The 24,834-nt window shown below is 41.4% G+C and carries 23 protein-coding genes; 12 read left to right on the forward strand and 11 right to left on the reverse strand.

Annotation, left to right across the window (positions count from 1 at the left end):
• The first annotated feature begins 228 nt into the window (after positions 1–228).
• The gene (locus IGI72_RS02835) at positions 229–1,071 is read left to right on the forward strand and encodes a class I SAM-dependent methyltransferase (RefSeq protein ID WP_074934576.1); all 843 of its coding nucleotides are present in this window, start codon (positions 229–231) and stop codon (positions 1,069–1,071) included.
• 119 nt (positions 1,072–1,190) lie between these two features.
• Here the strand turns inward: IGI72_RS02835 and IGI72_RS02840 are convergent, their stop codons facing one another.
• The 3 genes from IGI72_RS02840 to IGI72_RS02850 all read right to left on the reverse strand — a co-directional run bounded on the left by IGI72_RS02840 (position 1,191) and on the right by IGI72_RS02850 (position 3,219).
• Entirely contained in the window at positions 1,191–1,652 is a 462-nt protein-coding gene (locus IGI72_RS02840) for a GNAT family N-acetyltransferase (protein WP_010748803.1), read from the reverse strand.
• A gap of 99 nt (positions 1,653–1,751) precedes the next feature.
• Positions 1,752–2,270: a helicase gene (locus IGI72_RS02845; protein ID WP_428221036.1), complete on the reverse strand. Its 519-nt coding sequence runs from the start codon at positions 2,268–2,270 to the stop codon at positions 1,752–1,754.
• Positions 2,271–2,310: 40 nt separating this feature from the next.
• Positions 2,311–3,219, reverse strand: a complete 909-nt coding sequence (locus IGI72_RS02850; RefSeq protein WP_015508973.1) for a helix-turn-helix transcriptional regulator — start codon at positions 3,217–3,219, stop codon at positions 2,311–2,313.
• A 93-nt stretch (positions 3,220–3,312) separates the two neighbouring features.
• Between IGI72_RS02850 and IGI72_RS02855 the strand changes: the two genes are divergently transcribed.
• From IGI72_RS02855 to IGI72_RS02870, 4 genes are all read left to right on the forward strand, one after another.
• Positions 3,313–3,741 (forward strand): effector binding domain-containing protein, encoded by a 429-nt coding sequence (locus IGI72_RS02855; RefSeq protein ID WP_128488312.1) that lies wholly within the window; start codon positions 3,313–3,315, stop codon positions 3,739–3,741.
• 15 nt (positions 3,742–3,756) lie between these two features.
• Positions 3,757–4,269, forward strand: coding sequence for a ClbS/DfsB family four-helix bundle protein (locus tag IGI72_RS02860; protein WP_005227560.1), 513 nt, complete (start codon positions 3,757–3,759; stop codon positions 4,267–4,269).
• 424 nt (positions 4,270–4,693) lie between these two features.
• Positions 4,694–7,057: an HAD-IC family P-type ATPase gene (locus tag IGI72_RS02865; RefSeq protein WP_438753011.1), complete on the forward strand. Its 2,364-nt coding sequence runs from the start codon at positions 4,694–4,696 to the stop codon at positions 7,055–7,057.
• A 229-nt stretch (positions 7,058–7,286) separates the two neighbouring features.
• Complete coding sequence (locus IGI72_RS02870) at positions 7,287–8,213, forward strand: LacI family DNA-binding transcriptional regulator (RefSeq protein WP_438755056.1); 927 nt, start codon at positions 7,287–7,289, stop codon at positions 8,211–8,213.
• 415 nt (positions 8,214–8,628) lie between these two features.
• Here IGI72_RS02870 and IGI72_RS02875 read toward each other — a convergent pair whose 3' ends face one another.
• Positions 8,629–8,817: a hypothetical protein gene (locus IGI72_RS02875; RefSeq protein WP_005227564.1), complete on the reverse strand. Its 189-nt coding sequence runs from the start codon at positions 8,815–8,817 to the stop codon at positions 8,629–8,631.
• A gap of 957 nt (positions 8,818–9,774) precedes the next feature.
• On the opposite strand from IGI72_RS02875, the gene IGI72_RS02880 reads away from it, so the two are divergent.
• The 4 genes from IGI72_RS02880 to IGI72_RS02895 all read left to right on the forward strand — a co-directional run bounded on the left by IGI72_RS02880 (position 9,775) and on the right by IGI72_RS02895 (position 12,852).
• Positions 9,775–10,233 carry a hypothetical protein gene (locus IGI72_RS02880; RefSeq protein ID WP_015508979.1) on the forward strand — a complete coding sequence of 153 codons (459 nt, stop codon included), beginning with the start codon at positions 9,775–9,777 and terminating at the stop codon, positions 10,231–10,233.
• Positions 10,234–10,556: 323 nt separating this feature from the next.
• Positions 10,557–11,864, forward strand: a complete 1,308-nt coding sequence (locus IGI72_RS02885) for a DUF3440 domain-containing protein (RefSeq protein ID WP_016609725.1) — start codon at positions 10,557–10,559, stop codon at positions 11,862–11,864.
• Positions 11,865–11,900: 36 nt separating this feature from the next.
• Positions 11,901–12,392, forward strand: coding sequence for a hypothetical protein (locus IGI72_RS02890; RefSeq protein ID WP_005227570.1), 492 nt, complete (start codon positions 11,901–11,903; stop codon positions 12,390–12,392).
• On the forward strand, positions 12,319–12,852 hold the full coding sequence (locus IGI72_RS02895) for an IbrB-like domain-containing protein (RefSeq protein ID WP_005227576.1): 534 nt from the start codon (positions 12,319–12,321) through the stop codon (positions 12,850–12,852). Before IGI72_RS02890 ends, IGI72_RS02895 begins: the two co-directional genes overlap by 74 nt.
• 63 nt (positions 12,853–12,915) lie before the next feature.
• Here the strand turns inward: IGI72_RS02895 and IGI72_RS02900 are convergent, their stop codons facing one another.
• From IGI72_RS02900 to IGI72_RS02910, 3 genes are all read right to left on the reverse strand, one after another.
• A complete protein-coding gene (locus IGI72_RS02900; protein ID WP_010748814.1) occupies positions 12,916–13,068 on the reverse strand; it encodes a hypothetical protein in 153 nt (50 codons plus the stop codon).
• 490 nt (positions 13,069–13,558) lie between these two features.
• Positions 13,559–14,434, reverse strand: coding sequence for a LysR family transcriptional regulator (locus IGI72_RS02905; RefSeq protein ID WP_428221042.1), 876 nt, complete (start codon positions 14,432–14,434; stop codon positions 13,559–13,561).
• A gap of 461 nt (positions 14,435–14,895) precedes the next feature.
• Positions 14,896–16,401, reverse strand: a complete 1,506-nt coding sequence (locus tag IGI72_RS02910) for a helix-turn-helix domain-containing protein (protein WP_413157738.1) — start codon at positions 16,399–16,401, stop codon at positions 14,896–14,898.
• A 267-nt stretch (positions 16,402–16,668) separates the two neighbouring features.
• Between IGI72_RS02910 and IGI72_RS02915 the strand changes: the two genes are divergently transcribed.
• Complete coding sequence (locus IGI72_RS02915) at positions 16,669–19,347, forward strand: bacterial Ig-like domain-containing protein (RefSeq protein WP_438753016.1); 2,679 nt, start codon at positions 16,669–16,671, stop codon at positions 19,345–19,347.
• A 167-nt stretch (positions 19,348–19,514) separates the two neighbouring features.
• Here IGI72_RS02915 and IGI72_RS02920 read toward each other — a convergent pair whose 3' ends face one another.
• Entirely contained in the window at positions 19,515–20,090 is a 576-nt protein-coding gene (locus tag IGI72_RS02920) for a recombinase family protein (protein ID WP_005227582.1), read from the reverse strand.
• 178 nt (positions 20,091–20,268) lie between these two features.
• Between IGI72_RS02920 and IGI72_RS02925 the strand changes: the two genes are divergently transcribed.
• Positions 20,269–21,759, forward strand: coding sequence for a helix-turn-helix domain-containing protein (locus IGI72_RS02925; protein WP_438753019.1), 1,491 nt, complete (start codon positions 20,269–20,271; stop codon positions 21,757–21,759).
• Positions 21,760–22,012: 253 nt separating this feature from the next.
• Here IGI72_RS02925 and IGI72_RS02930 read toward each other — a convergent pair whose 3' ends face one another.
• From IGI72_RS02930 to IGI72_RS02940, 3 genes are all read right to left on the reverse strand, one after another.
• Positions 22,013–22,879 (reverse strand): IS3 family transposase, encoded by an 867-nt coding sequence (locus IGI72_RS02930; RefSeq protein ID WP_311776546.1) that lies wholly within the window; start codon positions 22,877–22,879, stop codon positions 22,013–22,015.
• A 26-nt stretch (positions 22,880–22,905) separates the two neighbouring features.
• Positions 22,906–23,598 carry a helix-turn-helix domain-containing protein gene (locus IGI72_RS02935; protein ID WP_074935028.1) on the reverse strand — a complete coding sequence of 231 codons (693 nt, stop codon included), beginning with the start codon at positions 23,596–23,598 and terminating at the stop codon, positions 22,906–22,908.
• A gap of 185 nt (positions 23,599–23,783) precedes the next feature.
• Positions 23,784–23,987, reverse strand: a complete 204-nt coding sequence (locus tag IGI72_RS02940; RefSeq protein ID WP_016609736.1) for a hypothetical protein — start codon at positions 23,985–23,987, stop codon at positions 23,784–23,786.
• Positions 23,988–24,641: 654 nt separating this feature from the next.
• Here IGI72_RS02940 and IGI72_RS02945 point away from each other — a divergent pair.
• Positions 24,642–24,782 carry a hypothetical protein gene (locus IGI72_RS02945; protein WP_438753023.1) on the forward strand — a complete coding sequence of 47 codons (141 nt, stop codon included), beginning with the start codon at positions 24,642–24,644 and terminating at the stop codon, positions 24,780–24,782.
• Positions 24,783–24,834 lie beyond the last annotated feature (52 nt).

Consider the following 24,834-nt stretch of genomic DNA (forward strand, 5'->3'; position numbering starts at 1 on the left):
CTCCGGCCTATCTGCTGTTATTCCTTCGTTAACAGGGGTAGGACTGGAAAAGAGTAAATAAAATCAATTTCATAGGCAAAAAATTGACTGCATGCAGTTTTATTTGAAGTGCCTATCATTGATTTTATTTTACTCTTCGCTTTTTGATCTTCATCGCTTGAAGATTGACCGCAGAGTAAAATCTGCGGTCTTTTTTGTTTTTCAATTATTTTGAAAGGGGAAAAGAAGATGTACCAAGAATTGAGAAAGGCAATCGAGCGGCCACCGCTCTATAAAAAAATGGCAGAGGCGTTTTGGGACGATGCGTATATTTCCAAGCAAATGTTAAAGGCTCATTTGGATCCTGATTTTGAGGGAGCGAGTAGAAAGGCTGACTTTATCGACGAATCCGTTCGCTGGATCAGTCGCATTGTTCCACCAGAAAAACAGACGCAACTTCTTGATATCGGCTGCGGACCAGGGATCTATGCGGAAAAATTTGTAGCGCTGGGCTATCAAGTGACAGGCGTTGATTACTCCAGAAGGTCCATCGCCTATGCGAGAGATTCTGCGAGTAAGCAGCAATTAAACATTACCTATCTATTTGATAATTATTTGGAGATGGCATTGCCTCAGCAGTTTGACTTTATTACCTTGATTTATTGCGATTATGGAGCCTTAAATCCAGAGGAACGAAAACTGCTGCTAAATAATGTGCTGGCGCATCTAAAACCGGGTGGCAAATTTTTGTTCGATGTATTTACGATTGCCCAGTTTTTAACGCTTGATGAAGAACAGACCTGGGAAAGTCATGAATCAGCGGGGTTTTGGCGGGGCGATCCTCATCTTGTGCTGAATCAACGATGGAAATATCCTGATCACGTCTTGCTGGAGCAAACAACGATTTTAGCAGAAACTGAGCTCACCAATTATTATTTATGGACGACCTATTTTACAAAAGATGCATTGCTGAGGGAAGTTCAGGCTGCAGGCTTTGATATCTGTGAGGTATTTGGCGATGTCAAAGGCAGTCCTTATAGCGAAGAAGGTTCAACAATGGCGATACTACTGAAAAAACCATGCACTCATTGAAAGAGTGGTTTTTATGTAAATAGAAGCAAAAAGAAACGACGATTTTCTGTCGTTTCTTTTTGTTTGGCGCAGGTCTGGTCGATTGATTCCTAGGTACGAATGATGTGGCTCTTTTCGTACTACTCAGCGAAACGTCGAACCATCGTAATATCTGTTTCCAAATAGCCCATTTTTTTGTATAGCTGATACGCAGACTGATTATGGGCAAAAACGTGCAAGCCGATTTCAGTGATGCCTTGCTGGATCGCCCACTTTTCTAAAGCCTGTAACGCTTTGGTGCCATAGCCTTTTCCTCGCTGGTCTTCCTCGATGATAAAGTCATAGATGAAGGCTTTCTGGGCAGCTGTGTTGACCCAAATCACCCCGATCGGTTCACTAAAATCAGCTGCAAATAAAGAAAACAAGTGATTGTTTTCGGTGGCAGTCCCTTGAGGAAGTAAAGAAGCAAAGCTTTCTTTGGCTAGGGCGAGGGCCTCGTCTTTGGCCCATGTGCCTGCTTGGACTTTGTCATTGGCGTATTCGAAAATTGCATTGGTTAAGTAAGCAGCATAGTCGCTGTCTTTCATTGGGATTAAGTTCATCTGTTTCTCCTTTTGTCCTTTTCGGCTCTTCTTAACCTACAGAATGATTGTAGGCAATGAGAAACAAGGACATTTGATATGAAACGGTTTGTTTCCCCTTCAGTTGAGACGCTCTGACAGCGGGTCTCGTCGTTGAAACAAAAACAGGTCATCCGGTGCAAACTGGTGTCGTGCATCGCAAGTATAGCCTCGTAGCCAGTCAACCCCATCGATGCGGCGAACGTAGAATCCTTTGGGGAAATCGTCGGTTTTTTCCAAAGGCACAGAAGCGATCGTGATTGCGGCAGCTGGCGCTTTTCCTTGGGATTTCAGTCCGGTACTATTTGCCAGTTGGCGATAGCTAAGACGAAAGTGTAAGGCCATTTCCAAGGTACAACAAGTCAATCCATAAGAAGGCGCAGCTGCAAAAATCTCCGTCAAAGAGCCGCCTTGGGGGAGTCCCAGTTCTTTAAGGGGAACAATCACACAAGCAGCACGCTGTTTATCGGCACTGAGGGAGAACTGGGGATGGCGCAAGAGCTGGTTGGCATACGCGTTTAAGTGAATCTGATTTTCTTCCAACTGCTGGCAAAGGCGGTTTAGCGAAACCCCGCCATAGTCTACGATCACTTCCTTCAAATCAAACACTCCTTTCAATAGGGATCCTTTTTATGAAAAATCAGTTTACACCCTCGTTCTTGGACAAATTGGCATAAATCGCAGCAACTTCTTCTTGGTAACGATTCTTTAGTCGAGGGGGACTTAAAATGCGTAGGCTTTTTCCAAAAGAGAACAAATAGGGCACTACCCAGCTTTCCTCGGGCAAATCAACGGTAACCACAGCAGTGCCTTCCTCCGTCAAAGTAATATCCTGATGATCGAACTCATCATATACCCGATAAAGAACGTCGGCTTGAAAGAATAGACGCGCAGGATAGGTGTCAACAGTCAACTCAATGGCAGAATCAGGCGCAGTGACTGGGAAAAAATGCTGGTCAGTGACGTGGACTTGACTCATGCGGCTGATTTTAAATGTCCGAAAGGCATTCTTTTGCTGGTCGAAGGCTTGCAGATACCAAGCTTGCGAGCGAAAAAGCAGTTTATAAGGCTGGCAGATGCGTTTTTGCAGTCCCTGTTTACTGATATAGTCAAAGGTGATCACGTGGTTTGTTAAAATACTCTTTTTTAATAAATCAAACGTGTCGTTGCCGTTTTCTCGCCGATGCCAAGTGGAAAAATCCACTTCTAGCCAATCAGCATCGGGCTGTTTAAACAAGGATTGCAGTTTTGCCAGCGATTGCCCACTGATCTGTGGCGTCAGCTGGCGAATCCCTTTCAACGCCAAAAGCAGGTTTTTCCGTTCTTCCTCTGATAATAACACTTTATCCAACACAAAACTGCTTAACAAATAAACGCCGCCATTTCGACCCGTTTCGGTATAGATGGGCACGCCAATACTGCTTAGGGTATTGATATCTCTGGTGATGGTGCGAGTCGAGACTTCAAATTGTTTGGCTAATTCAGAAGTGGTTGCTTTTTCATGATTCAACAGGTGGTAGATAAGGCCGAATAGGCGTGTCGTGCTCACTTGGTTTACTCCTTTTATAAAACGATGATAAAACACTGACACAAGGTGTCTAGGTTTCTATCGTATCATAAAGACAAAGAAGGAGGAACTCCAATGAAATTTTCGATAATGGCAACGGAAAGAACCAATAATTTTACTGATCCAGCGATTCAAGCAAAAATCACTGGCTTATGGGAGAAAAACAGCGAGGCGGTCAAGAAAGCCGCAGAAAAAGGAACGGTCATCGCTTGCGTTTACCACGAGTATGAGTCAAACTATCAAGGAGACTATGCCGTTTCGCTTTGTTTCGAAGAAACGGAGCAAGCAGACTTTGATACAGAAAAATATACTTGGAAAAAGTATCCGATCGATCGGCGCGATGCGCAGGGCATTTTGACTACTTGGCGTCAAATCTGGTCTGAGGAAGAAAACCAGCAGCTGCAGCGCAAGTATTCCTTTGATTTTGAACAATATGCGCCAGACGGTGAAGTAACGATTTTTATCGCCATTGCTGAAAGCGACAAAGAGCAGCTATTTTCCTGAATAGGAGGACAAACAATGAGACAATATGAAAGCAAAGCAGCGCTGATCCAAGAGATTACAGAACGTTACCAAAAATTTCGCCAAGAATTTGATGAAATTCCTGAAGCCTTGCGAAATCAACGGATAGCAAGTGTCGACAAGACCCCTTCAGAAAACTTGTCTTACCAAATCGGCTGGGTCAGTTTGTTATTGTCATGGGAAGCACAGGAACAGCAAGGGATGAGCGTTCACACACCTGCTGAAGGGTACAAATGGAACAACCTTGGCGGATTGTATCAATCTTTTTATCAGACATACGGCAGTTTGACCTTAGCACAGCAGCAAGAGCTTTTAGACCAAAAAGTGACGGCCCTTTGCCAGTGGATCGAAGGCTTATCCGATCAGGAATTGTTTGAAGCAGGGCAGCGGGATTGGGCAACCACCAAAGCACAGTGGCCAGTCTATAAATGGATCCATATCAATACAGTAGCACCCTTTACCAATTTCCGAACGAAAATCCGAAAATGGAAAAAGGAAGCACTGCATTGATCAATAAAAGAAGCAAGCTGGTTGAGCGTTTTTTAGCAACTGAGGGAACAGCTAACTTAAAGAATTGTTAAACAGTTGATCTGTGAAGATCAGCTGTTTTTTTTGTTTTGTGTCATCGCAAGAAACCACCTGGAAAGCCTATGCTAGCTTATTGTCTAGTCGGTTTAGGTTAAGGAATAAACTGTTATTTTAATTCCTAAAGTGACGCGAAGGTGACAAAAATGAAACGCCAATTCGTAAAAGGGTATGCTATATTTTAAACAGTACTTGTTTTTTTACAGAAAAAAAAGTGGGGAGTCGATGGCGTATCTTACGCAATCGCCGCCAATTGGTTTTATAGAAAACACACAAAACCATTCCCAAGTCCGATGCAAGTTTGCTGAATATTCAGCAAAATAAAAGTAAATGACTAAGAATAGAAAGGGTGAGGATCATCGAAAACAACCAAACCATTGGCTTGACGTCAGGAGAAGTCAAGGCGCGGGTGCAGCGCGGTCAAGTCAATAAGACAAAAAAGGATACGACGAATACGTACCCGAAAATCCTTTTTACCAATATCTTTACCTTTTTCAATTTGATCAACTGTGTCCTATTCTTTCTCGTCTGTTTGACGGGTTCTTATCAAAACGGCTTGTTCGTCTTTGTTGTCTTCAGCAATGTGATCATCAATCTATTTCAAGAAGTTCGTTCCAAACGAACGCTGGATAAGCTGGCATTGCTAAAAGTTGCCAAAGCCGATGTTTATCGGGATGGCAAGCTGGAGAACTTGCCGATACACAAACTCGTAATGGATGATGTGTTACGACTGAAAAGCGGGGATCAAGTGCCGACGGATGCCAAAGTCATTCAAGGATTTTTAGAAGTCAATGAATCCTTGCTGACTGGTGAAATGGATACGATCTACAAGCAGCCAGCAGACGAGTTGTTTTCTGGTAGTTTTATCACTGCTGGCGAAGCGTTATGCCAAGTGATCCACGTAGGCGCTGACAACTATATCGCAAAAATCAACAAAGAAGCCAAAACCATCAAACGACAAAAATACTTGATCCAAGGCAGTTTAAACAAAATCATTCGTTGGATCAGCCTGATTTTGGTCCCATTATGTACCCTCTTGTTCGTTAAACAGTTCTATTTCTCTCATGCAACTTTCAATACTGCCATCTTACGGACGGTGGCGGCAGCTGTGGGAATGTTCCCCGAAGGTTTGTTTTTATTGACCAGTGTCACATTGACCATCAGTGCCGTCTATCTGGCGCGCAAAAAAGTGATGGTGCAGGAATTGAACTGCATTGATGCCTTGGCACGGGTCGATGTTCTTTGCTTAGATAAAACGGGCACGATCACCGAAGGCAAGATGACGGTGGAAAAGACGATTTCCTTTCATTCAGAAACACCGTTGGCAGAAATCACTGGTAACTTAATGGCGCAGCTGCCCGATCAGAACCCAACGGCAATGGCGCTGCGAACCTTTTTCCCAGAAAAAACGACGTACCAGATGCAGCAAGTCGTCCCTTTTTCATCAGATCGTAAATTCAGTTGCGTCACGTTTGAAGGACAAGGCACTTATTTCATCGGAGCTGCGTCGATTTTACTGGGAACCAACCATGAAGCTGTCTTAAAACAGGAAAGACAGCTGGCAGAAGAAGGCTACCGAGTGATCGTTTTGGCTCACAGTACGCAAGGCTATGAGGAGGCAGGACTGCCGACGGATATTGAACCGTTAGGATTTTATTTACTGTCAGACACGATCCGTGAAGATGCCAAAGAGACCTTGGAGTATTTTCGTTCACAGGCAATCCAATGCAAGATCATCTCTGGCGATGATCCAGTGACAGTCAGTCAAATCGCGAAAAAAGTCAATCTACCAGGGGCTGCTGATTTTATCGATGTGTCAAAATTAACTGCGACCGAATTAAAAGAAGCTGTCAGCAACTATCAGATTTTTGGTCGAGTGACGCCGCAACAAAAGAAAGAAATGGTGCTCTACTTGAAAGAACAAGGGCATACCGTCGCAATGACTGGCGATGGCGTCAACGATGTTTTGGCGCTAAAAGAAGCCGACTGCTCCATCGCAATGGCTTCTGGTGTTGATGCTGCGCGTCAAGTGTCAAATCTGGTTCTTTTGGAAAATCAATTTGATGCTTTGCCATCGGTCATGGATGAAGGCCGCCGAGTGATCAATAACATTACCCGCTCAGGTTCATTGGTGCTAGTGCAAGTCTTATTCTCCATCATGATCACCATGGGGACGTTGTTATCAGGAACGACCTATCCTTTTGAGCCGATCCAATTAACGATCATCAATGCCTGCTTTGTCGGCATTCCGACCTTCTTTTTAAACTTTGAACCAGACTTCAATCGGATCAAAGGGGACTTTATGACGACGATTTTCAAAAATGCTTTTCCAACAGCCTTGACGATTACGGTAGGAACTTTGCTGATCATCAACTTTGGCTATTGGTTCAACAGCAGCAGTAAAGCTCTATCGATCATGAGCATTATTTTTACTGCTTGGAACTATCGCTTGATCCAGAAAAAAGTCTATCCAGCGATCAACAGCTATCGAACGATGATTTTTTTCAGCACTCAGATCTTGTACTTTGCTGCTTTGATCGTCGGTCGCGACCTCTTTAACCTAGGCAATACCAGCTATCTCAACCTCATTCTCTTGATTGCCTTGTTGAATTTTTCCGCCTACATGCAACGCTTTGCGGATAAGGGCATCGAGCTGCTGATGCGAAGATATACGAAGAAACGTAAAAGTTTATCAAAAGAAATGATTCAGTAAATAATAGAAAAACTGATTGCTTAAGCAGCGTTTGCAGCCTGCTAGGCAGTCAGTTTTTGATTTTAAATAAATTTCTTTTCAAGGAGTCTAACTAAGTCTTGCTATGAAACTCGTTTCATACCATACAATCAACCAAGAGACCTTTTCAGAAAATTGTCGAAAGTGGAACAACTAATTTTCTATGGTAGACTTAGGTCACAAGCAAAACAATCAGATAGGAATGAAAGAAATGGCAACGATTCGCGATATAGCAAAAATTACTGGTTTTTCGATCACGACGGTCTCTCGTGTGATCAATGGCCATCCTTATGTTGATGAGCAAAAGCGAGCAACGATTTTGGCAGTGATGGAAGAACTGGATTACAAACCGAATAAAATCGCCCAAAAACTTAGCTCGGGGAAAACCTATAATATTGGAGTCATCGTACCGTTTGTCAATCACGCCTTCTTTGATGGAATTTTAAATGGCATCATGGAAGAAGCCTTTGCCCAAAAATACAAGGTGACGTTGCTTCCGACCAATTTTGATCGGAAGCTGGAGCTAGAATATCTAGAAGAATTCGCTGCAAAGGGATTTGACGGCTTGATCGTCATCACCCGCGCAAATCATATCGAGACATTTTATCCCTACATGGAAAAAGGACCGATTGTTTTTTGTGAAAATTCGACCGGTACTGCCGTTCCTTTCGTTGCGATCGACTTGGTCGGCTCTGTGACAGCCAGTATCAAGTATTTGAAAGAACAAGGTGTGAAACGCTTGGGACTGACGCTCGGGCGCAGCAAACGCCTCAGCTGCAATTCAGTCAACACGATCGCAAAAGCCAAGGAGCTGTTTCCTAATTTTTCTGAAGCAGATATTTATTGGGATTGTATCAAAGCACAAGATGGGATTCCCGCAGCTGCATTTTTTAAGGAACGAGGAATCGATGGGGTGATCACAAATGGGGACGAGATCGCAGCGATGATCTTAAATCAATACTCCCACGGGACAGCACCCATCGTGATTGGGCAAGAAAACCTGCTCATCAGTCATATGCTGCACTTTTCTTCCGTTGAGTTTCATCTGGATCAGTGCGGCAAAGAAGCCTTTCGCTTGTTTCAAGAAAGAAAACAAGAGCAGATCATTCTGCCTTACGAACTTATTATTCGTGAATAATCATTGTTATAAAAAGAACACACCTTTTTGTCGAGAGGTGTGTTTTTGCCTGCTTATTAAAGGGGAATTGTAGAGATAAAATAAAAAAATAAAGAAAAAATTTATTTTGAAAGCTTGCTTTTCACAGAGTAAAGGGCTACCATTGGTCTGTGGCTTTTTCGCCACAAAAATAGGAAACGTATCAGACAAGAGTACTTGGGGAAGATTCTCTTGGGGGAAGCCTGATACGTTTCCTTTTGTTCATTCTAACACTATTTATATATAAAGTAGAGAGATATTGAGTAGATAAATAAAAATACTACTGTAATTGATGAATAGGAAAAAGGCAATCTCACAGACGAGTTTCTCTGGAGCGATTTCCTACAACATGCTGGATGGCAAATTGCTCCATCATGTTTTGATTAATTACAAAGCATCAACTAACTAATTGTGTTGCACCCACTAGAAAATTACATAATTTCGCAACACCTGTTTCAGCTGTTTCTTTGATTAGAACAGTCGCAGTATTTTCGTAAACATGAATCACACTAACTTCTTGTAAACCGGTAAAGCCAATAACATTTGCCTGATAGTTTTGACCAGGGAACACTTGGTATTTTTCCATGTTTTTATCTCCTTCATTAATCTTATTTCAAAAGAATAATAATTAAAATTTAAGAAAAAGTAAAGTGAAACGATTTTTCATTCAAAAACTCATCCTTTCGGCTGTTTATTCGAGTGGAAATCAACCTTTTCTGTAATTTTTCATTTGGTTTTTCAATAAATATACGATGGCTAGTTGAATATTATTCAATGGATCGTACCAATTTAGCGAGCGATCGACTACAAAGTTGAGGGAAAGAAAGCCAGAAATTCCCAGCTATATTGTTTGTTTTGTCCCGTCTTCACGCTTATAATAAAGGTAGGAAGAACGATCGGCGTCACCACTTCCTAATTCAATTGAAAAGGGCGTGCAAGTTATGGAAAACGTATACCGAAATAACTTTGTCAAAAGAACGGTTCAACTGATGTTTGCACCAAAAAAAATCAGAAAACGTCCACCCGAGCAATGGATCAAAATGCCTACCGACCGAGGTATTCGGAGAAAGGACGCGTGATCCAGCATCTCGCAGCTATGCGTGAAATAGTGTTTGAAGAAAGGAAACTCAGGAAGTCCCGTCATGGGACTTCCTTTTTTATGTCATTTTTATCACATTCTTCATTGAGAAAATTATTAGTATAGGCGCTCTTTTGCAGACGCAAGGTCAAGAATACGATGGAGTAAGAAATCACAAACTACAAAGAAACCAATGTCAGCACTCAATGGATCATTGGATGAAAGACTACAATCCTTCTTTTCATTGAGGGATTTCCCTGTTTTTTTGATCGATTTTAAATTGGATATTGCCGGGAAAAATGCGCGCCAACGAACGATCACTTTCTAATGGTACAGGAGACCAACGTTTAAGGAGGGTAAAAGCAATCAAAAAAGCGCTTTTTTCGTACAAAGATTCTGTTAAAATGAAGATATGGATAAAAAAAAGTAATTGCTGCAAATCAATCATTTAAAGAAGGTGAAAGCATGGACTACCAAGAAATCGCGCGTCATTTTCAGACAACATCGTTTGATCCCCAACCGTTTGTGCAAACGGCGATCGATGATCGAAAGGTAAGGGAGAAGCTAGTGGAGAATGTCGTTGATGGTCAAAATCATATCAATGAGTATTTTAATAGTTATTTGATTATTAAAGAAGTAGCCACTAAAAACCCTGAGCTGATTTATGATGAGTGGGAACGGATCTGGGCACTGCATACCCACAAAAATTCCTATCATCGGTGGATCGCCCATGATCTGATCACGCAACTTCTGGTGATCGATCATGAAGACAAGTTTGAAGCAATCAAGCGAGAATATGTACTGCTGCCCAAAGAAGAAAAAATCAGTAATTACAAGAAGATGTCTGAGAATATCCAAAAGGCTATGAAGCTCAAAGACCTCAGCAAAGAAATTTCACTGTTATGGAAAATTAAGTACATGTGATGAATGAACGGATAATCAGGTTGATGGTATTGCTTTCTATTAGCTAAATCATAGAAAAAACAGGCTATCTTTTTGTGATTCAAAAAAGAGCAGATGTATCAGTAGCAAGCAGCGATTATGAAGTTTAAAAAATTGATATCTCTGCTTTTTTTAGCCTGTAGTTGACTCATTATCTGATACTGAGCGCGCGTATTTCAACATGTCGCTGTATGAAATAACAGGGAAATCTCCCTTAAGTCCTTGTAAGAAGCCAAGTGAAACTTTATACTAGAATGTAATACTTATTCAAAAAAAGGACAAATAAAATGAGGACATGAGCTTTTATGAAGAAATATTGTAAGGAAAATGTGCTAGAAGCGGCGATGACGCGTTTGGAATATATTTTTGATACGTTTCCCCATGTGTATTTCTCTTTCAGTGGTGGAAAAGATAGCGGGGCCATGATCCAGTTGGCTGACCAAGTCGCACAGAAAAAAAAGAAAACCTTTGATCTGCTGATTTTAGATATCGAGGCAAATTATGATGCTACGAGAACGTTCATGGAAAAAATCAAAGCGTTACCAAGTATCAATCAAACCTTCCACTTCTGTTTGCCCTTTTACGAGGACAACAATACCAGCGTCTTTCAGCCACAATGGCTGATGTGGGATGAACAAGAACGTGAGAAGTGGGTGCAGCCGATGCCCAAAGATGCGATTTCACTTGCTGATTTGGATGAATCATTGATGGAAATCTATCAGAGTGCAAATATGAACCCTGATAAGTTCTTACGAAACTTTGCTCATTGGTACGCAAGCTATCATCAGTTTGAGCCGGTTGCTTGTGGTGTGGGGATACGGACCCAGGAAAGTCTGTATCGGTATCGATCGATCACATCGCCAAAGTATAACTTTCGGAAGCAATGCTGGATCAAACGGCAAGTAGCAGATTCAATGGTCGTTAATTTTTACCCAATCTATGATTGGAAGACGGAAGATGTGTGGGGAGCCTATGCCCATTTTGACTGGCCGATCAATGGCTTTTATGAAAAGTTGTACGACCATGGCGTTCCGATCCATCAAATGCGGATCTGTCAGCCTTACGGCATGCAGCAACGAAAAGGCTTGTACCAATATGCTTTGGTGGAACCGGAAACGTGGGAACGCGTCGTAAATCGTGTGTCAGGAGCCAATTTTGGTCGATTGTATGCCCAGACAGGATTGCTGGCGCATTACAATACGAGAAAGCCCAGTCATATGACTTGGCAAGAGTATGCGGTCTTTTTACTGGAATCAATTGGACTTTATTCAAAGAAATTACAGGATCATTATTACCGCAAAATCACGATTTTGATTGATCATTATCGAGAAAAGCACGGGATCGAAGTGGAAGATATACCCGATGTGACCAAACGTAAGGACTGGCTGAAAAACGAAGTACTCTGGCATGACTGGAAAGGGATCGCTCGTGCGTTAGAAAAAAATGATTTTTCTTTGAGTACGCGACAATATAGTTTGACGAAAAAAGATGAGTCTGAATTGTATGAGTTGGCGGTCGATTTTGGGGCGGCTTTGGGGATCGAGCATTTACCCAAGTATCAGTTAAAAAAATTGAATGCCAAATACGAGTATTTAACGAAAAAAATCACCTAACGATGGACGAGTGCGTCCTTAGAGAGGAAGGGTTTTGTGAACGAACGATTGGTTTTATTTTTTCCACCGTATAAGAAAAGCCAATTCTATCAATTGATGGGGGCTTTTTTTGCAGAACGGGTGTATCAGCAGCAATTTCCGTACTTAGTCAATGATGAGAACTGCTACTGGTACGTGATTCTTGATGACGAAAAACGGGTGACTGCTTTTTCTTATTATGAAAAAGGCGCCAACAAAGTGGAGCTAGGGGAATTTTATGAAAAAGATCCAGCCGCTCAATTTAAAAAGTTTCTTTTACGGAAAATGCTGGTGGATATCAGCCGCAACTACCCAGAAGCAGAGATTCTCGCTTCTAGTAACCAGCCTAGTGAAATTGCCCTTTTGGAGTCAAAAGGGTTTGCGGTCTATCGCCAAACAAAAAATTATTCATTTCTAAAAAGGAGTGTAGTCCCTCATGAGCGATATCGATTTTCCAGTGTTAGCGGCGAAGCTGATCCCAGTCAGCAAGATTCACGCGAATACGTATAATCCCAACACCGTGGCTGCTCCAGAAATGGATTTACTGGAACTGTCGATTCGAGAAGATGGTTTTACGCAGCCATTGGTTTGTTACCACGATAAGGAGCAGGACAAGTATATTTTGATCGATGGGTTTCATCGGTACATCGTAGCAAAAGATCGCTTGGAATTGCCAAGCGTTCCGGTCACGGTGATCGATAAGCCTTTTGAGAATCGCATTGCTTCAACGATTCGCCACAATCGAGCACGTGGTACCCATGGCATCGAGAAGATGGGAAACATCGTGCAGCAGTTGGTAGCTAACGAGTGGTCGGATGAACGAATTGCCAAGGAATTGGGGATGGACCGCGAAGAGGTCTTTCGCTTTAAGCAGCGTTCAGGTTTGAAAAGTGCCTTTTCTAACCATGAATTCAGCAAGTCTTGGATTGAGTTTGAAAAAAGATACTACAAAGGCAAAAAAGAGACCTGAGAGGTCGAAAAAACCATTGAAAAAACTATTTAAAAAAGCTATCTATTAGAAGATAGCGATTCGTTAATAATTCTTTTTAAATTTTGAATAGGTGTTTTTTACAACGATAACGATCAAATTGACCACCATCGACAAGCAAAGCGTCCCTAAGAGAATAGCTAGGATCACACCTAATGCGTCTCTTAGAAAGCTGAAGATCGCTTCAATGATAAACATGGTTTTTCCTCCTTTTCTCATCGTCTATTTTTTCTGACAATTGCAAAAACAGCTTCCTTGAGCAATAACTACCCAAAGACTTTGCCCTGCGGGGTACAAGACTCAGTTTCTTGAGAACTCGTCGCTTCAAAATTGAGTATACTTTATAAATGATGAAAAAACGTTTCTATTTTTTACAATCGGAGAAAAAATCGGAAATGTTAAGAATAACTACATCTTTTCTGATTTTTCTTCGATTTACATGAATAATCGTATCAGGTTGCATAAAAAAAGTAAAATGATAACAAAAAATCGAATCGAGAGAAAAGATACTATCTTGTAACTTTATAACCGTAAGTGAATTCAAAAACCTTGCTGCACCAAGTCTTTAAAACGTAAAGACTTGGTGCAGCTCTTTTGTTTCTCGCTGTGACGAGGTTTACAAAATGACTGACATTATTTTTCCGGAAAAAGCATAATTGCATAAAAATCAATGCGGATTAAAACCGTTTTATAACAAAGATAGTAAGCGCATTTTTAGCTCGATGACAAAATTTTTTGTGATGCTGGGAGAAAGCATCAGTGGATGTTTTGACAATAAGCCGATCGACATGTGGGGATCAGGCAAAGGAAGCGAGACGATTTTTACTCGAGCATGAGTTTGCTCAATGATGGAACGAGGGATCAGACTGCAGTATCCAGTTCGTTCGATCAAGTAAGGAATCGTACTGATATTGCTGACAGACTCCCAATGGATCGAAGGAACCTGATTGTCAAGATAGCTTTCAATTTTTGTGCGAGCTGGACAATCAGACTTGGAACGATAGAGATGGCTCCCTTCAAGGTCGGCTAGCTTATTGATGATTAATGGGTTTGAGATTGAGGTAATGCAGCAAAGCTCTTCTTGAAACACTTCCTCGTAAGCAAAATGTTTCTCGTGAGGAAGTGAGCATAAGGCGAAATCAATTCGGTTTTCATTTAGTGCATTGGCCAATTCTAGTGTTGAGCCCACGACGATCTCGAAGTTTATTTTTGGATAGTGCTGCGAAAAATCGTGAAGCAGTGCAGGCAAAACCAAAATGTCATAGGGTTGAAGGATGCCCATCCGCAACGAATACTCGACCGTATGGGAAGCATTGATCAACTGTTCTTTGACCCGCTCCCAGTGGGCAATCAGTTCGGGTACTTCCTGTTTCAACAATTCGCCTTCCAAGGTCAATACATTGCTTTTTCCTTCCAAAAATAACGCTACTTCTAATTCGTCTTCTAACTTTTTGATATGGTTCGTAACGGTCGACTGGGCATAGTTTAGTTTGGCGGCAGCTCTAGTAAACGTACCTTCCTCGACGATTGTTTTGAAGGATTGCAGCTCCTTGATAAAATCCACGTTTGTTCCCCTCTCTTTTTACCTATTATACAAAAAAGGAGCGGGGAGAAAATTTCTTTTTTTTCTAGTAAATAAAAAAATTAGATACAAAAGTTATTTAAAACATGCAGTCTGTTATGACCGTATGTTTCTTTGCTTTTAAAATAACGCTTCTCACAGGTTGAGCTAAGAGTAGTCGCTAAAGTTTCATTCATTAAAAAATCCACGAAGCAGGCCAATTTTTCAGGGATTACGAACAGCACACGAAAACAAGACAGTGGCTTTCTCCGCTGCGCTTGAATGGAAAAGCGTTTATTAGGAAAGGAATCTTGCAAAAAAGGTCTGATTTTTTTCTGATGCGAAAAAAATAGACACGCTAAGAGAAAAGAAAAATGGATACTTAGGAAAGGGTCAAAATAGCGAATCATGCAATGAAAAAAACTGACGGCGCTTCCTTCAAGAAGGCCGCCAGTTTCCTTACGTCAACGAATCGGTGTGATTCTTGGCTGAATCAGCTGTTCAATCGTTTTGTGGATGATCGTCCAGTCCGAAAGGGTGGGGACATTTGAAATGCGTAGTTGCTGAAATTTGGTGTTGCTTTTCAGATGCAAGTCAAAATTGCTGACGATCAAATCTATTTCCCGATGGATCAATTCTTGTTCATCAGGAGCCACTTCAAAAAAGTAACTGATTTCTGTATGGTCGTTTTTAAATAATTCCGTTGATGCAGCTAAGAAAGCATCTAGACCAGCACCGCCTTGAAAAGCAAAGGCTACTTTGAGGTGTTTTTTCAGCTGGGGATTAGGCGCTAACTCGCTTAACAAAGTCAATGTGACTGCGATATGTTCCAAGTGAGTAAAGGAAAAGAAGCGGCTTTGATCGTTGAAGGGTTTCAACCACTCATTCCAAGCAAGGTAATCCGTCTTGAATGTCGTTTCAACAAAGGCTTTGATCTGCGGATCAGCAAATTCATAATTGGCAGAAATCATCGTCAGCAGGCGAAGATTTACGAGATACGCGATGATCTTGTGGGCGGCTGCAGGTGGAATAGCGACGCCAGATTTCTCTAAAAAGGCAGCCGCTTCTGCAATAATTTCTGGTCTTTCTGTATGGTGAAAAATGTAATCCGCATCGCTTTCGCCGTTGATGTCCATCGTACTATAGGAAAGACAATGGAGCGCATTGACAAAGATCCAAAGCAGTTCTTGTTGCGGCAAGTGGATGATTCGGTATTTTTTCAAGTAATATTCGTTTAATATTTCTGAGAAAATAGCGAAGCGTTCTTTCTCCAATAGATTGCGTTCTAAAGACGGCGGCAAGGTCAAAAAGTAAGAATAGCGCCACCTACGCTTGGCGATACTTAGCCACAGAGCAAGTCGGTAATGGCTGTAATGCAAATCTTTCGTGTTGGCTTCCTTGGCTTTTTGGACCAGCAGGCGGGCATCCGCTGGACTATCCTTATCTAAAATCGTGCTATCGCCATAAGCAGAAAAAAAGACGAACAGACAAAATCGGATGTCCGCTTCGGTACCAATAAAGTCAAGATGATTCGTGGCAATCGTTACAGAATAGGTTTGCAACGACTTGTTCATGTAGCTGATTGTCCGTAAAAGATGACTGCGAGAATAACCGAATTCAATCGTTGCTCGGTGAATAGAGTATTTTTTATTATCAATAATACTCGTCATGATTTTAAACTCCAGCGTTTCCATCCCCAGGTATTGAATGGCAGAATTGATGGAAGCGTTCGGCGCATAAGCGATCGAGACGATGTTCGTTTCTGAGAGTGTGATCTTGACCAGGTCTTTTGGCAAACTGTCACTTAAAATACTCAGCTCTTTGGTAACTGTAGGCAAAGATAGCCCTAGTAATGTCGCCAATTCTTGTGGATGATACCCTGTCGGTGCAGCATTTAGCACTTGCAAGATTTTTACTTGTCGAGAAAATGCTTTGTCCCGATGCAAGTTGATAGATAAATTTTCTAACATTGAGGTCACCACCTATCCATTGAAATTACGCTCATTTTAAGTAAATTATATAATACTCTGCGCCAATCAAGAAGTCTTATCCCTTGAAAATTGGCGGATTTCATGTTAATGGTGCGCCGCATGTTTCATCGAGTGTGAAGCAGTCATTGAAAACAGCTTTTTTAGAAAAAACAACCTTGCCAGTTGCAGACCTAAAACGCTTGGATAGATTGGTCCAAAGATAAGTGTGAATAACGTTGGGGAAAAGAAAAAGGAGAAAAAATGAAAATGAAAAAACGCGTAGTTATAAGTAAGAGCGCTTTAGTAGGGATGCTGATTTTAGGGACAACCTTTCCAAGCACATGGCCGATCGCTCAGGCAACAGAAACACAACAAACAGAGCAGCAAACACCATCAATAGACTCCACCGTTCCCTTGCTGACAGATTCAACAGGAAGCATGGACACAGGAGAAAAGACAAATTCCCAAGAAGGAAATGCTGACGTCGTATCTTCCGAAACAACCGCAAGTGAAGTGGTGACCACCACTTCAAACCCAGAAACAAATCAATCTAACGCAGCTGATACTGCAGAAAAAACTCAAATTTCAGCTACTGCCCCATCTGCTGAAACCAATGTAGAATCTACGGATAGTCAACCTTTCGCTGCAGAATCAACGAAGAGTATCGAGAGTTTCAACTACGATCTGACTGTAGAGTATGATCCGATCAAGTATAAAGCACTGGTTTTGGATTTGCCAATCCCAGAAAAATACGCACACCAAACACTATACCAAGACCCGCAGTTGACAGAAGATTTTTATGTCTACAAAACGGATAAGGTATACATGCTGGTGGGGCTATGGTATACAAGTGAAGTGACTGGTACCAATCAATTAAATATATCTTGGACAAGCTTCACAGGTTTTACGATCAACTATTACGGTCTAACAGCGGTTTTAGAATATACCGACGTTAACGGAAACCTTTTGTTTACGGCGACATATAATGTTCGCTTTACGAATAGCCATTTGACGGTTAAATATGTGGATGAATCAGGGATGGAAATCTATCCTTCTCAAACCATCCATAATAGCACCAATGAATCCTATAATGTCTCTACAAGTGCGTTTATTCCAGAAATTCCAGGGTACGTTCTTGATACCAATCAACTACCGACGAATGCCAAAGGGAATTTTCCTCGAGGCGAAGCGACAGTGACCTACGTCTATCAAAAAGCACCAACGGACTTCACAGCGCTATCCGTGAAAGATACCACGGTTTATGAACGAGATACATGGAAAGCCGCGGATAATTTTGAACAAGCAGTCTCAAAAGAAGGAAAAATACTGACTTACGAGGAATTCCTCGCTGAGGGCGGCAGTGTGTCTGGGCAAGTCGATACTAGTCAAGCGGGTACTTATACAATCAGCTACCACTTAAACAATGTAAGCAAAGAAGCAACGGTCCTCGTCAAACCTCGATTCACTGCGATTACTGTTCACGATTCTTCGTTGTACGTCGGCGAAAATTGGTCCCCAGAAGATAACTTCGACCAAGCCGTCGATCGGGACAACCATCCAGTTGCTTTTGCCGATGTGAGCGTTGACGGAAGCGTGGATACCAAGAAAGCGGGGACCTATGAGGTAGTGTATCGTTATGATGGGATAGAAAGCAAAGCCCTTATCACCGTCAAAGCCGATCAAACGACAGTTAAAGTTCACGATAGCGAGTTGTACACAGGGGAACAATGGGAAGCCAAGGACAACTTTGACAGCGCAACGGATCGGGATGGTAAACCTGTTGCTTTTGGGGATATCACTGTTACAGGCAAAGGAGATACAACAAAAGCTGGTGAATACGAGGTCATTTACAGCTATCACTGTGTAGAAAGCAAAGCCATTATCACCGTCAAAGCCGATCAAACCACAGTCAAAGTCCACAATAGCGAGTTGTACACAGGGGAAAACTGGACAGCCCAAGACAACTTTGACAGCGCAACAGATCGGGATGGTAAACCTGTTGAATTTGGGAATGTCATTGTTATAGGCAAAGCAGACACAACAAAAGCAGGCAAGTACGAGGTCACTTACAGTTATCATGGCGTAGAAAGCAAAGCCGTAATCACCGTCAAAGCCGATCAAACGATAGTTAAAGTCCACGATAGCGAGTTGTACACAGGGGAACAATGGGAAGCCAAGGACAACTTCGATAGTGCAACGGATAGAGATGGTAAACCTGTTGAATTTGGGGATATCACTGTTACAGGCAAAGCAGATACAACCCAAGCAGGCAAGTATGAGGTCACTTACAACTATCACGGAATAGAAAGCAAAGCCACTATCACCGTCAAAGCGGATCAAACGTCCCTGAAAGTTCACGATTCAACGATCAAGCAAGGCGATGAATGGCTACCAGAAACAAACATTGATTCTGCCATCGATCGTGATGGCAAAGAAGTAGCCTTTTCAGAAGTAGAAGTCAACGGCACAGTGAACAACAAGATAGTCGGTCAGTACACGGTCTCCTACCATTACGGAGCAGTGATTGCCTATGCCGTGATTACTGTACAAGCAAAAGTCAGCGAAGCGCCTAACGAAACACCTGAAGAAACGCCAACAGAAGTACCAGAAGAAAATCGTCCGGAAAGTGAGTCGCCTGTGACTGAAATCCCTGAAACTGAAGCGTCTGATCCAATAATAGAAGAACCGATCAAGACACGTCCTGAGACAGAGACGCCAGAAACAAACGATCAAGAGAAAAACGGAAAACGGCCATCAGAACAATCAGACAACCCCTCAGCAACGGGACAGAAAGCACGGATCAAAGCAAGCAAACAATCCACTGCTAAGCAACTGCCAAAAACAGGAGAAATAAGCAGTGTCTTGCTAAGTGTGACAGGTATCCTATTCTTAATCGGCGGACTGGTGTTCTTGTTCCGTAAGAAATCATGGAGAAAACAACAATAGGATCAACAGAAGAGCTAGCAGAATAAAACATACAGGACAAACAAGCTGGATGAATTGCTTTAAGAGAACAAAAATCGATCTTCAAGCAATCACAAACATCAGCAATGTTCGTCCTGTTTTTTATATAGTGAGCAGCCGAGAGTACTAAGTTCAGCCAGCACGTGTATTTATGAAATGACCTCATCCTTTTCCAGACTAAGATAGCGATAAAAAGTCGAGCGCTTTAAGCCTGTTTGGGCACAGATATCCACAACGGCTTTTCCTTCCTTTTGATAAAGGTGCAATGCGTGTTGGATCAGTGCGGGATCGATTCGTGGACGACCGCCAATATTTCCTCTAGCACGTGCGGATTCTAAGCCTTCTTTGGTCCGTTCAACGATGATGTCTCGTTCGAATTGGCTGAAGGCTTGGAAAACAGTCATCATTAATTTTCCTTGAGGGGTTTGTGTATCAAAATTTTCTTTGATACTGATGACTTTTACACCTTTCTTTTCAAAAAAGTAGACGAGATCAATCAGGTCTTTGGTACTTCTTCCTAGCCGCGAGAAACTTTCAATAATGATTTTATCGTTTTCTTTCACTCGTTTTTTTAGTTTATTTAATTCAGGACGATTTGCGCGTACACCACTGATCTTTTCAGTATAAATTTTGTTGCATTCATACCGGTCAAGTAAATCCAATTGACGAGAGAGATCCTGTTGTCTTGTGGATACACGGGCGTATCCATAAACCATATTTGTCATACAAATTCCTCCAGTTGCACAAAAAGAGTCTACATAGAGAATACCCTGTTTGTTCACTTAAGTACATATTCTAACACCAACTTAAGTAAATTTGGGAAATAGGAAGGTTTTTTTATAGACGCAAATATTGTACTATAGAAAAGAAACCAGTCGGTGAAGGAGAAACACGGAGGGCAAAATGAGAGAATTGCAGTTAAATTTTATGCTAAACAAAACGACCGTTCGATGGCTTCAAATGTTAAATACCTTTGAGCGAGAACGGACTTGTTCCATCGCAAGTTTAGCCAACAAACTTGATGTGACCCAACGGACGATCAGCTCTGACATCAAGGAATTGAAAACCTATCTGCAGGAGGCAGCGGAATTTACTCTTGAAGCCAATGGCTATCATTTTAGGGAAACTGATCCGAAAAGATACTTGTCTCAAAAAAAGGAGCTTGTTGCAGAAGAAGGCATGTATCAAATCGTGGAAGCCATTTTCCACGGTGAATTCTGTTCGGTTGAAGAGTGGGCGCAGCGCTTGTATGTATCAGAAAGTACGATGCGTCGTTATTTGAATACCGCTTCTGCGACGTTACGAAAGTATCATTTGGAGTGGATCTTGCAACCGGTCAATTTGAGTGGATCAGAAGCCAATATTCGCAAGTTTTTTAAAGATTTTTATTATGAATCAGATGTCACCCCGCATACGCTCTTGCCCCCCAAAGAACTGATCGCGTTAGTCAGTGATGCCTTCTCAAAAATTCCCACAGCGCTGGTGAATACAGGCGTTTCTCCGAGTGATTTTTATTATAGTTTGTATATTGCGATCAAGCGCTATCAACTGGGAAAGACTGTTCAGATTTCTCGATCGTTGGCAGCAATCGTCGAAACGCATGAGGCGTTTGCGATAATGAAGAACTTAGCGCCTAAAATCGAAGCGCTATACCGAGTAAGACTACCGCAACAAGAAATGATGTGGCTTTATTTAGTGACCGTGATGAAACGAACTTTGACCGAGCCTGAAAAAGAGCAGCAATTCGTTGCAGCGTTTGGGCTGTATCCTGAACTCGAAGAACTGAGTCAGCGCTTCGTGCAGGAATGTGGCATTTCCTTTCAAGAGCCTCAACAGGTCCAGACGATGATCCACGCCTTTTTTCTGTCAAAGAAAATCAATGAGCAGCTGGCGCCCGTTTTAAATCATTTGCTAACAGAAGTAAAAACTGAAGCGCAAAAGCATGGTTCTGCTGCTTATCAAAAAAATCTGGCATTTATGAAGCAGCACCAAGCGATTCTAGGATTCAAACAGGAGTATCTGTCAGATATCTGTGCCGCACTGACCCTTTATAGTGAAGCAATCAGGGAGCTTTATGCACAAAAAGTTAAACGGATCGCGTTGATAATAGAAGGTGATCTTTATGCCTGTCACACGATCCGTGCGCGCTTTTTGCGTTATGTCGGCAATGATCATCGGGTATTCTTTCCAAAAATCAATGAATTGACGAGCGATTATTTGAAGGAAAACGCCATTGATCTTGTGGTCACGAATTATAGTGAATATTTATCAGAGTTCATCTTATCGACTGATTCTCTTTTACTCAAAGCAATTCCCGATCATCAAGATTGGCTAAGAGTGATTGAAAAAATCGATCCTCAGTTAGGGCAAGCGTTAAGCGTTCCCACAACCTGATACACGTGTTGCAACACAGCATGACGAGGACATAGGTGGATAGATCAAATAGAAAAGCCGCAACCGTTACGATCGTGCTGGGCTCCCCGTCAAGTGGACAATGAAATAGAATAAAATTATTTTGACGACTGTCTACCGAAATTCGGTAGGCAGTTTTTATGTTTTTTACTTTGTTTAACCTCAACTTTGCTCGACTGGCCTCCTTCTTGGTTAAGCGGATTTATTCTATTCGCTTGTCCAAGAGGGGGAGTGATTAAGCTGCCATTAATAATTCTTGATGAACTTGGATCGGTGTTTTGCTCTTCAAACATCGTTGATAGCGACCATTGTTGTAATAGTTCATGTATTTCTCGATCATTTCAACGAGACTTTCTCTACTGATAAACTTTCGCCGATAATATTTTTCTCGCTTAAGCATTCCCCAGAAGCCTTCCATTGGACCATTATCGGTACAACGGGCGACACGAGACATACTCTGCTTCATTTTCGCTTTCTTTAGCTTTGTGCAAAAAACTTTACTTGTATATTGAAATCCGCGATCGCTATGAAATAGCGGATGAGCGGTTGGCTCGGCGGCGACTGCTTGATCGAAGGTATCAAAGACTAATTTATTGTCATTTTTGTCGCTGATGACAAATGAAACAATGCGACGATCGGCGAGATCGAGAATAGCGCTCAAATAGATTTTCTTCACTTCGGCCCCTTCATAATACTTGAATTCACTCACATCTGTTAGCCATTTTTGATTCGGTTGATCCGCATAGAACTTTCGATTCAAATAATTTTTCGCAATATGATACGGAGTCTTGGATGCCTTAGTGATACTATTGCCTGAATGCTTGATGGTTGATTGGATTTGAAGTTTGCGACAGATTCGAAGAATACGCTTGTCATTCACTTGAAAGCCATAATCATTCACGAGATCTTCACAGATTCTGCGATATCCTTTATCGTTGTCTGCTTCATAAATATAACGAACAAGGTCTGCCAACTGTTCATTCAATACCACTTCAGGCAGTTTGGGATTTTTTAACCAACGATAATAGGCCGATCTTGTGACATGGAGCAGGGTACACATGGTGTTAATTGGATAGCTTTTTGTCTCGTGCAGCTCTTTGATCGATTGGTATTCAAACGTATGACGAACTAATTCAAATCCCGCCTCCTTTCTAACTCGCTGACTTTTTTTAACAGGTCATTTTCCATTTCAAGCAACTTGATCCGTCGTTCTTGTTGAGCCAGTTTATCGCGCATTTCTTCTTCGGGTGTTCTGGCAGGTTTACTTCCCGCTCGTTGCCCTCGACGGTCTTCTAAGCCTTTTTCTCCCATCTCGTCGTATTTCAACACCCAGTTCCGAACTTGTTGGTAAGAGACTTGGTACTGAATTGCGGTTTTCCCATAGTCTCGACCGTTGATAATACAGTCATGCACAATTTTAATTCGTTCATTCAATGTTGTTTTTCTGGATTTACTCATTCTACTTCCACCACTTTCTGATTTGAAGTTTCTATGAGTATTATATATCTTTAACCAGTCTTCTAATTGTTTTTTGTTACGAAGCCCGTATTTCTTGGCGACAGCTCTTAAGCTACCATGTGTTCCAGCTAAATAATCATGGACCGCATTCAGTTTCAACTCTGTTGAGTATGATTGATTCCTTTTTGTAGGGAGTAAACCTGTGGGTCCTTCATTCTCATAAAGAGTGATCCACCTTTCTATCGTACTGAAACTTACTTGTGCTTCTTTGGCCAGGCTGTTTATGCTAGCTTCATTTTTTAAAGCTCTTTCTACAAAAGCTAGCCGTTCTTCTGAACTTAATTTCATTTTTCCTCTAGACATACAAACTCCCCCTATATAAGCCACTTTATATTTCAGTGTCCTATATAGGGGGAGCATATCATCGACGGGTGCGGCTTTTATTCGTTTGTCTAATAAAAAAGGGAGTTATCTGAAAATATGCCCACTGTTCCTGAATACCAAAAGATTGGGTTGTTTTGGTGAAAGAACAGCCTACGCGAAAATAATTAGTTGGCATTTATTAGTTTATCAAAAATCGCTTCAAAGGTTTTGAACGTATCACTATCTAACTGACAAAGCCATAAAAGGTAGCTTTTTTCTTTGAATGTCCATTCGATTGAAGGGTAAGAGGCAATCAAGGCATGGTATTTCTCTCGTTGTTCACTGGTAGCTAATAACCACCGCTTCTCAAAAATCTTTTTCTCTTCCATTTTTTATCTATCCCCCATAAAGAAACGTTGCCTGAAACTTCACTAACGGGCAACGTAAATCTAATGATACGCAGATCTATATTTAGTATACCAAAGAAAAATGAATTTTTTTAGAAGATGTGTAAAATTACAAGGAATTTCTTTTATTTTGCTTTTTTCTGACATTTTTTATAGAAAAGAAGCATTCTGTTGAAGATAACTGTTGATAAAAATGTTTCTGACAATACTAAGAATGAGTAGGCAAAAACAATGTATCCATCGTATTGAGTCAAGTGGTTACAGGTAATAACAGAAATGGACGATCCTTTTTAAATCATAAGGAATCGTCTTTTTTTATAACGCTTTTTTTTGCACAAACTTTCAAAATGCCTTATTTGAAAAGAAAATGAAAATCAATTTATTCACACAGGTTTGCAAATCTTGATTTATTGCTCGATGAGCAACCGTGTTAAATTTAACCTCGATTAAAATAATAAAATTTCGTCAAAAAAACATCTTTTTTTAGAGCTTATCTATGATATTTAGTGAGTTTCTATCGAATAGGTTGTTCCGATAAGGTCTAAGGTAGATTTTTTTGAGGAGTAAGAAAGGACGCGTGATAAAAAGTGAAATGAATCTTTAACGTACGAAAGAATAGAGAAGCAGGGGTGTCTTATGAATAACTATTTTCGTGATGAAGTCACAGGTTTGTTAATGATCAGTCATCGGACAATGTTCTCCGTTCTAGCAGCGGTGATTGGCTCAGAAGAAAATGCGAAGGCATTCTATGACAAACTACCTGATGAGGAAGGATGAATTCGTACAAGCATCATTAACCGGAGAACATGAAGAAATACAGCGATAGAAA

The organism is Enterococcus sp. DIV1059_2 (assembly GCF_051713685.1).
GTDB classification, from domain to species: domain Bacteria; phylum Bacillota; class Bacilli; order Lactobacillales; family Enterococcaceae; genus Enterococcus_D; species Enterococcus_D casseliflavus.

Excerpts from the sequence above, each read along its gene's own strand:
- IGI72_RS02835 (WP_074934576.1), top strand. The coding sequence starts at position 229 with ATGTACCAAGAATTGAGAAAGGCAATCGAGCGGCCACCGCTCTATAAA.
- IGI72_RS02840 (WP_010748803.1), bottom strand. The coding sequence starts at position 1,652 with ATGAACTTAATCCCAATGAAAGACAGCGACTATGCTGCTTACTTAACC.
- IGI72_RS02855 (WP_128488312.1), top strand. The coding sequence starts at position 3,313 with ATGAAATTTTCGATAATGGCAACGGAAAGAACCAATAATTTTACTGAT.
- IGI72_RS02860 (WP_005227560.1), top strand. The coding sequence starts at position 3,757 with ATGAGACAATATGAAAGCAAAGCAGCGCTGATCCAAGAGATTACAGAA.
- IGI72_RS02870 (WP_438755056.1), top strand. The coding sequence starts at position 7,287 with ATGGCAACGATTCGCGATATAGCAAAAATTACTGGTTTTTCGATCACG.
- IGI72_RS02875 (WP_005227564.1), bottom strand. The coding sequence starts at position 8,817 with ATGGAAAAATACCAAGTGTTCCCTGGTCAAAACTATCAGGCAAATGTT.
- IGI72_RS02880 (WP_015508979.1), top strand. The coding sequence starts at position 9,775 with ATGGACTACCAAGAAATCGCGCGTCATTTTCAGACAACATCGTTTGAT.
- IGI72_RS02885 (WP_016609725.1), top strand. The coding sequence starts at position 10,557 with ATGAAGAAATATTGTAAGGAAAATGTGCTAGAAGCGGCGATGACGCGT.
- IGI72_RS02895 (WP_005227576.1), top strand. The coding sequence starts at position 12,319 with ATGAGCGATATCGATTTTCCAGTGTTAGCGGCGAAGCTGATCCCAGTC.
- IGI72_RS02900 (WP_010748814.1), bottom strand. The coding sequence starts at position 13,068 with ATGTTTATCATTGAAGCGATCTTCAGCTTTCTAAGAGACGCATTAGGT.
- IGI72_RS02910 (WP_413157738.1), bottom strand. The coding sequence starts at position 16,401 with ATGTTAGAAAATTTATCTATCAACTTGCATCGGGACAAAGCATTTTCT.
- IGI72_RS02915 (WP_438753016.1), top strand. The coding sequence starts at position 16,669 with ATGAAAAAACGCGTAGTTATAAGTAAGAGCGCTTTAGTAGGGATGCTG.
- IGI72_RS02920 (WP_005227582.1), bottom strand. The coding sequence starts at position 20,090 with ATGACAAATATGGTTTATGGATACGCCCGTGTATCCACAAGACAACAG.
- IGI72_RS02925 (WP_438753019.1), top strand. The coding sequence starts at position 20,269 with ATGAGAGAATTGCAGTTAAATTTTATGCTAAACAAAACGACCGTTCGA.
- IGI72_RS02935 (WP_074935028.1), bottom strand. The coding sequence starts at position 23,598 with ATGTCTAGAGGAAAAATGAAATTAAGTTCAGAAGAACGGCTAGCTTTT.
- IGI72_RS02940 (WP_016609736.1), bottom strand. The coding sequence starts at position 23,987 with ATGGAAGAGAAAAAGATTTTTGAGAAGCGGTGGTTATTAGCTACCAGT.
- IGI72_RS02945 (WP_438753023.1), top strand. The coding sequence starts at position 24,642 with ATGAATAACTATTTTCGTGATGAAGTCACAGGTTTGTTAATGATCAGT.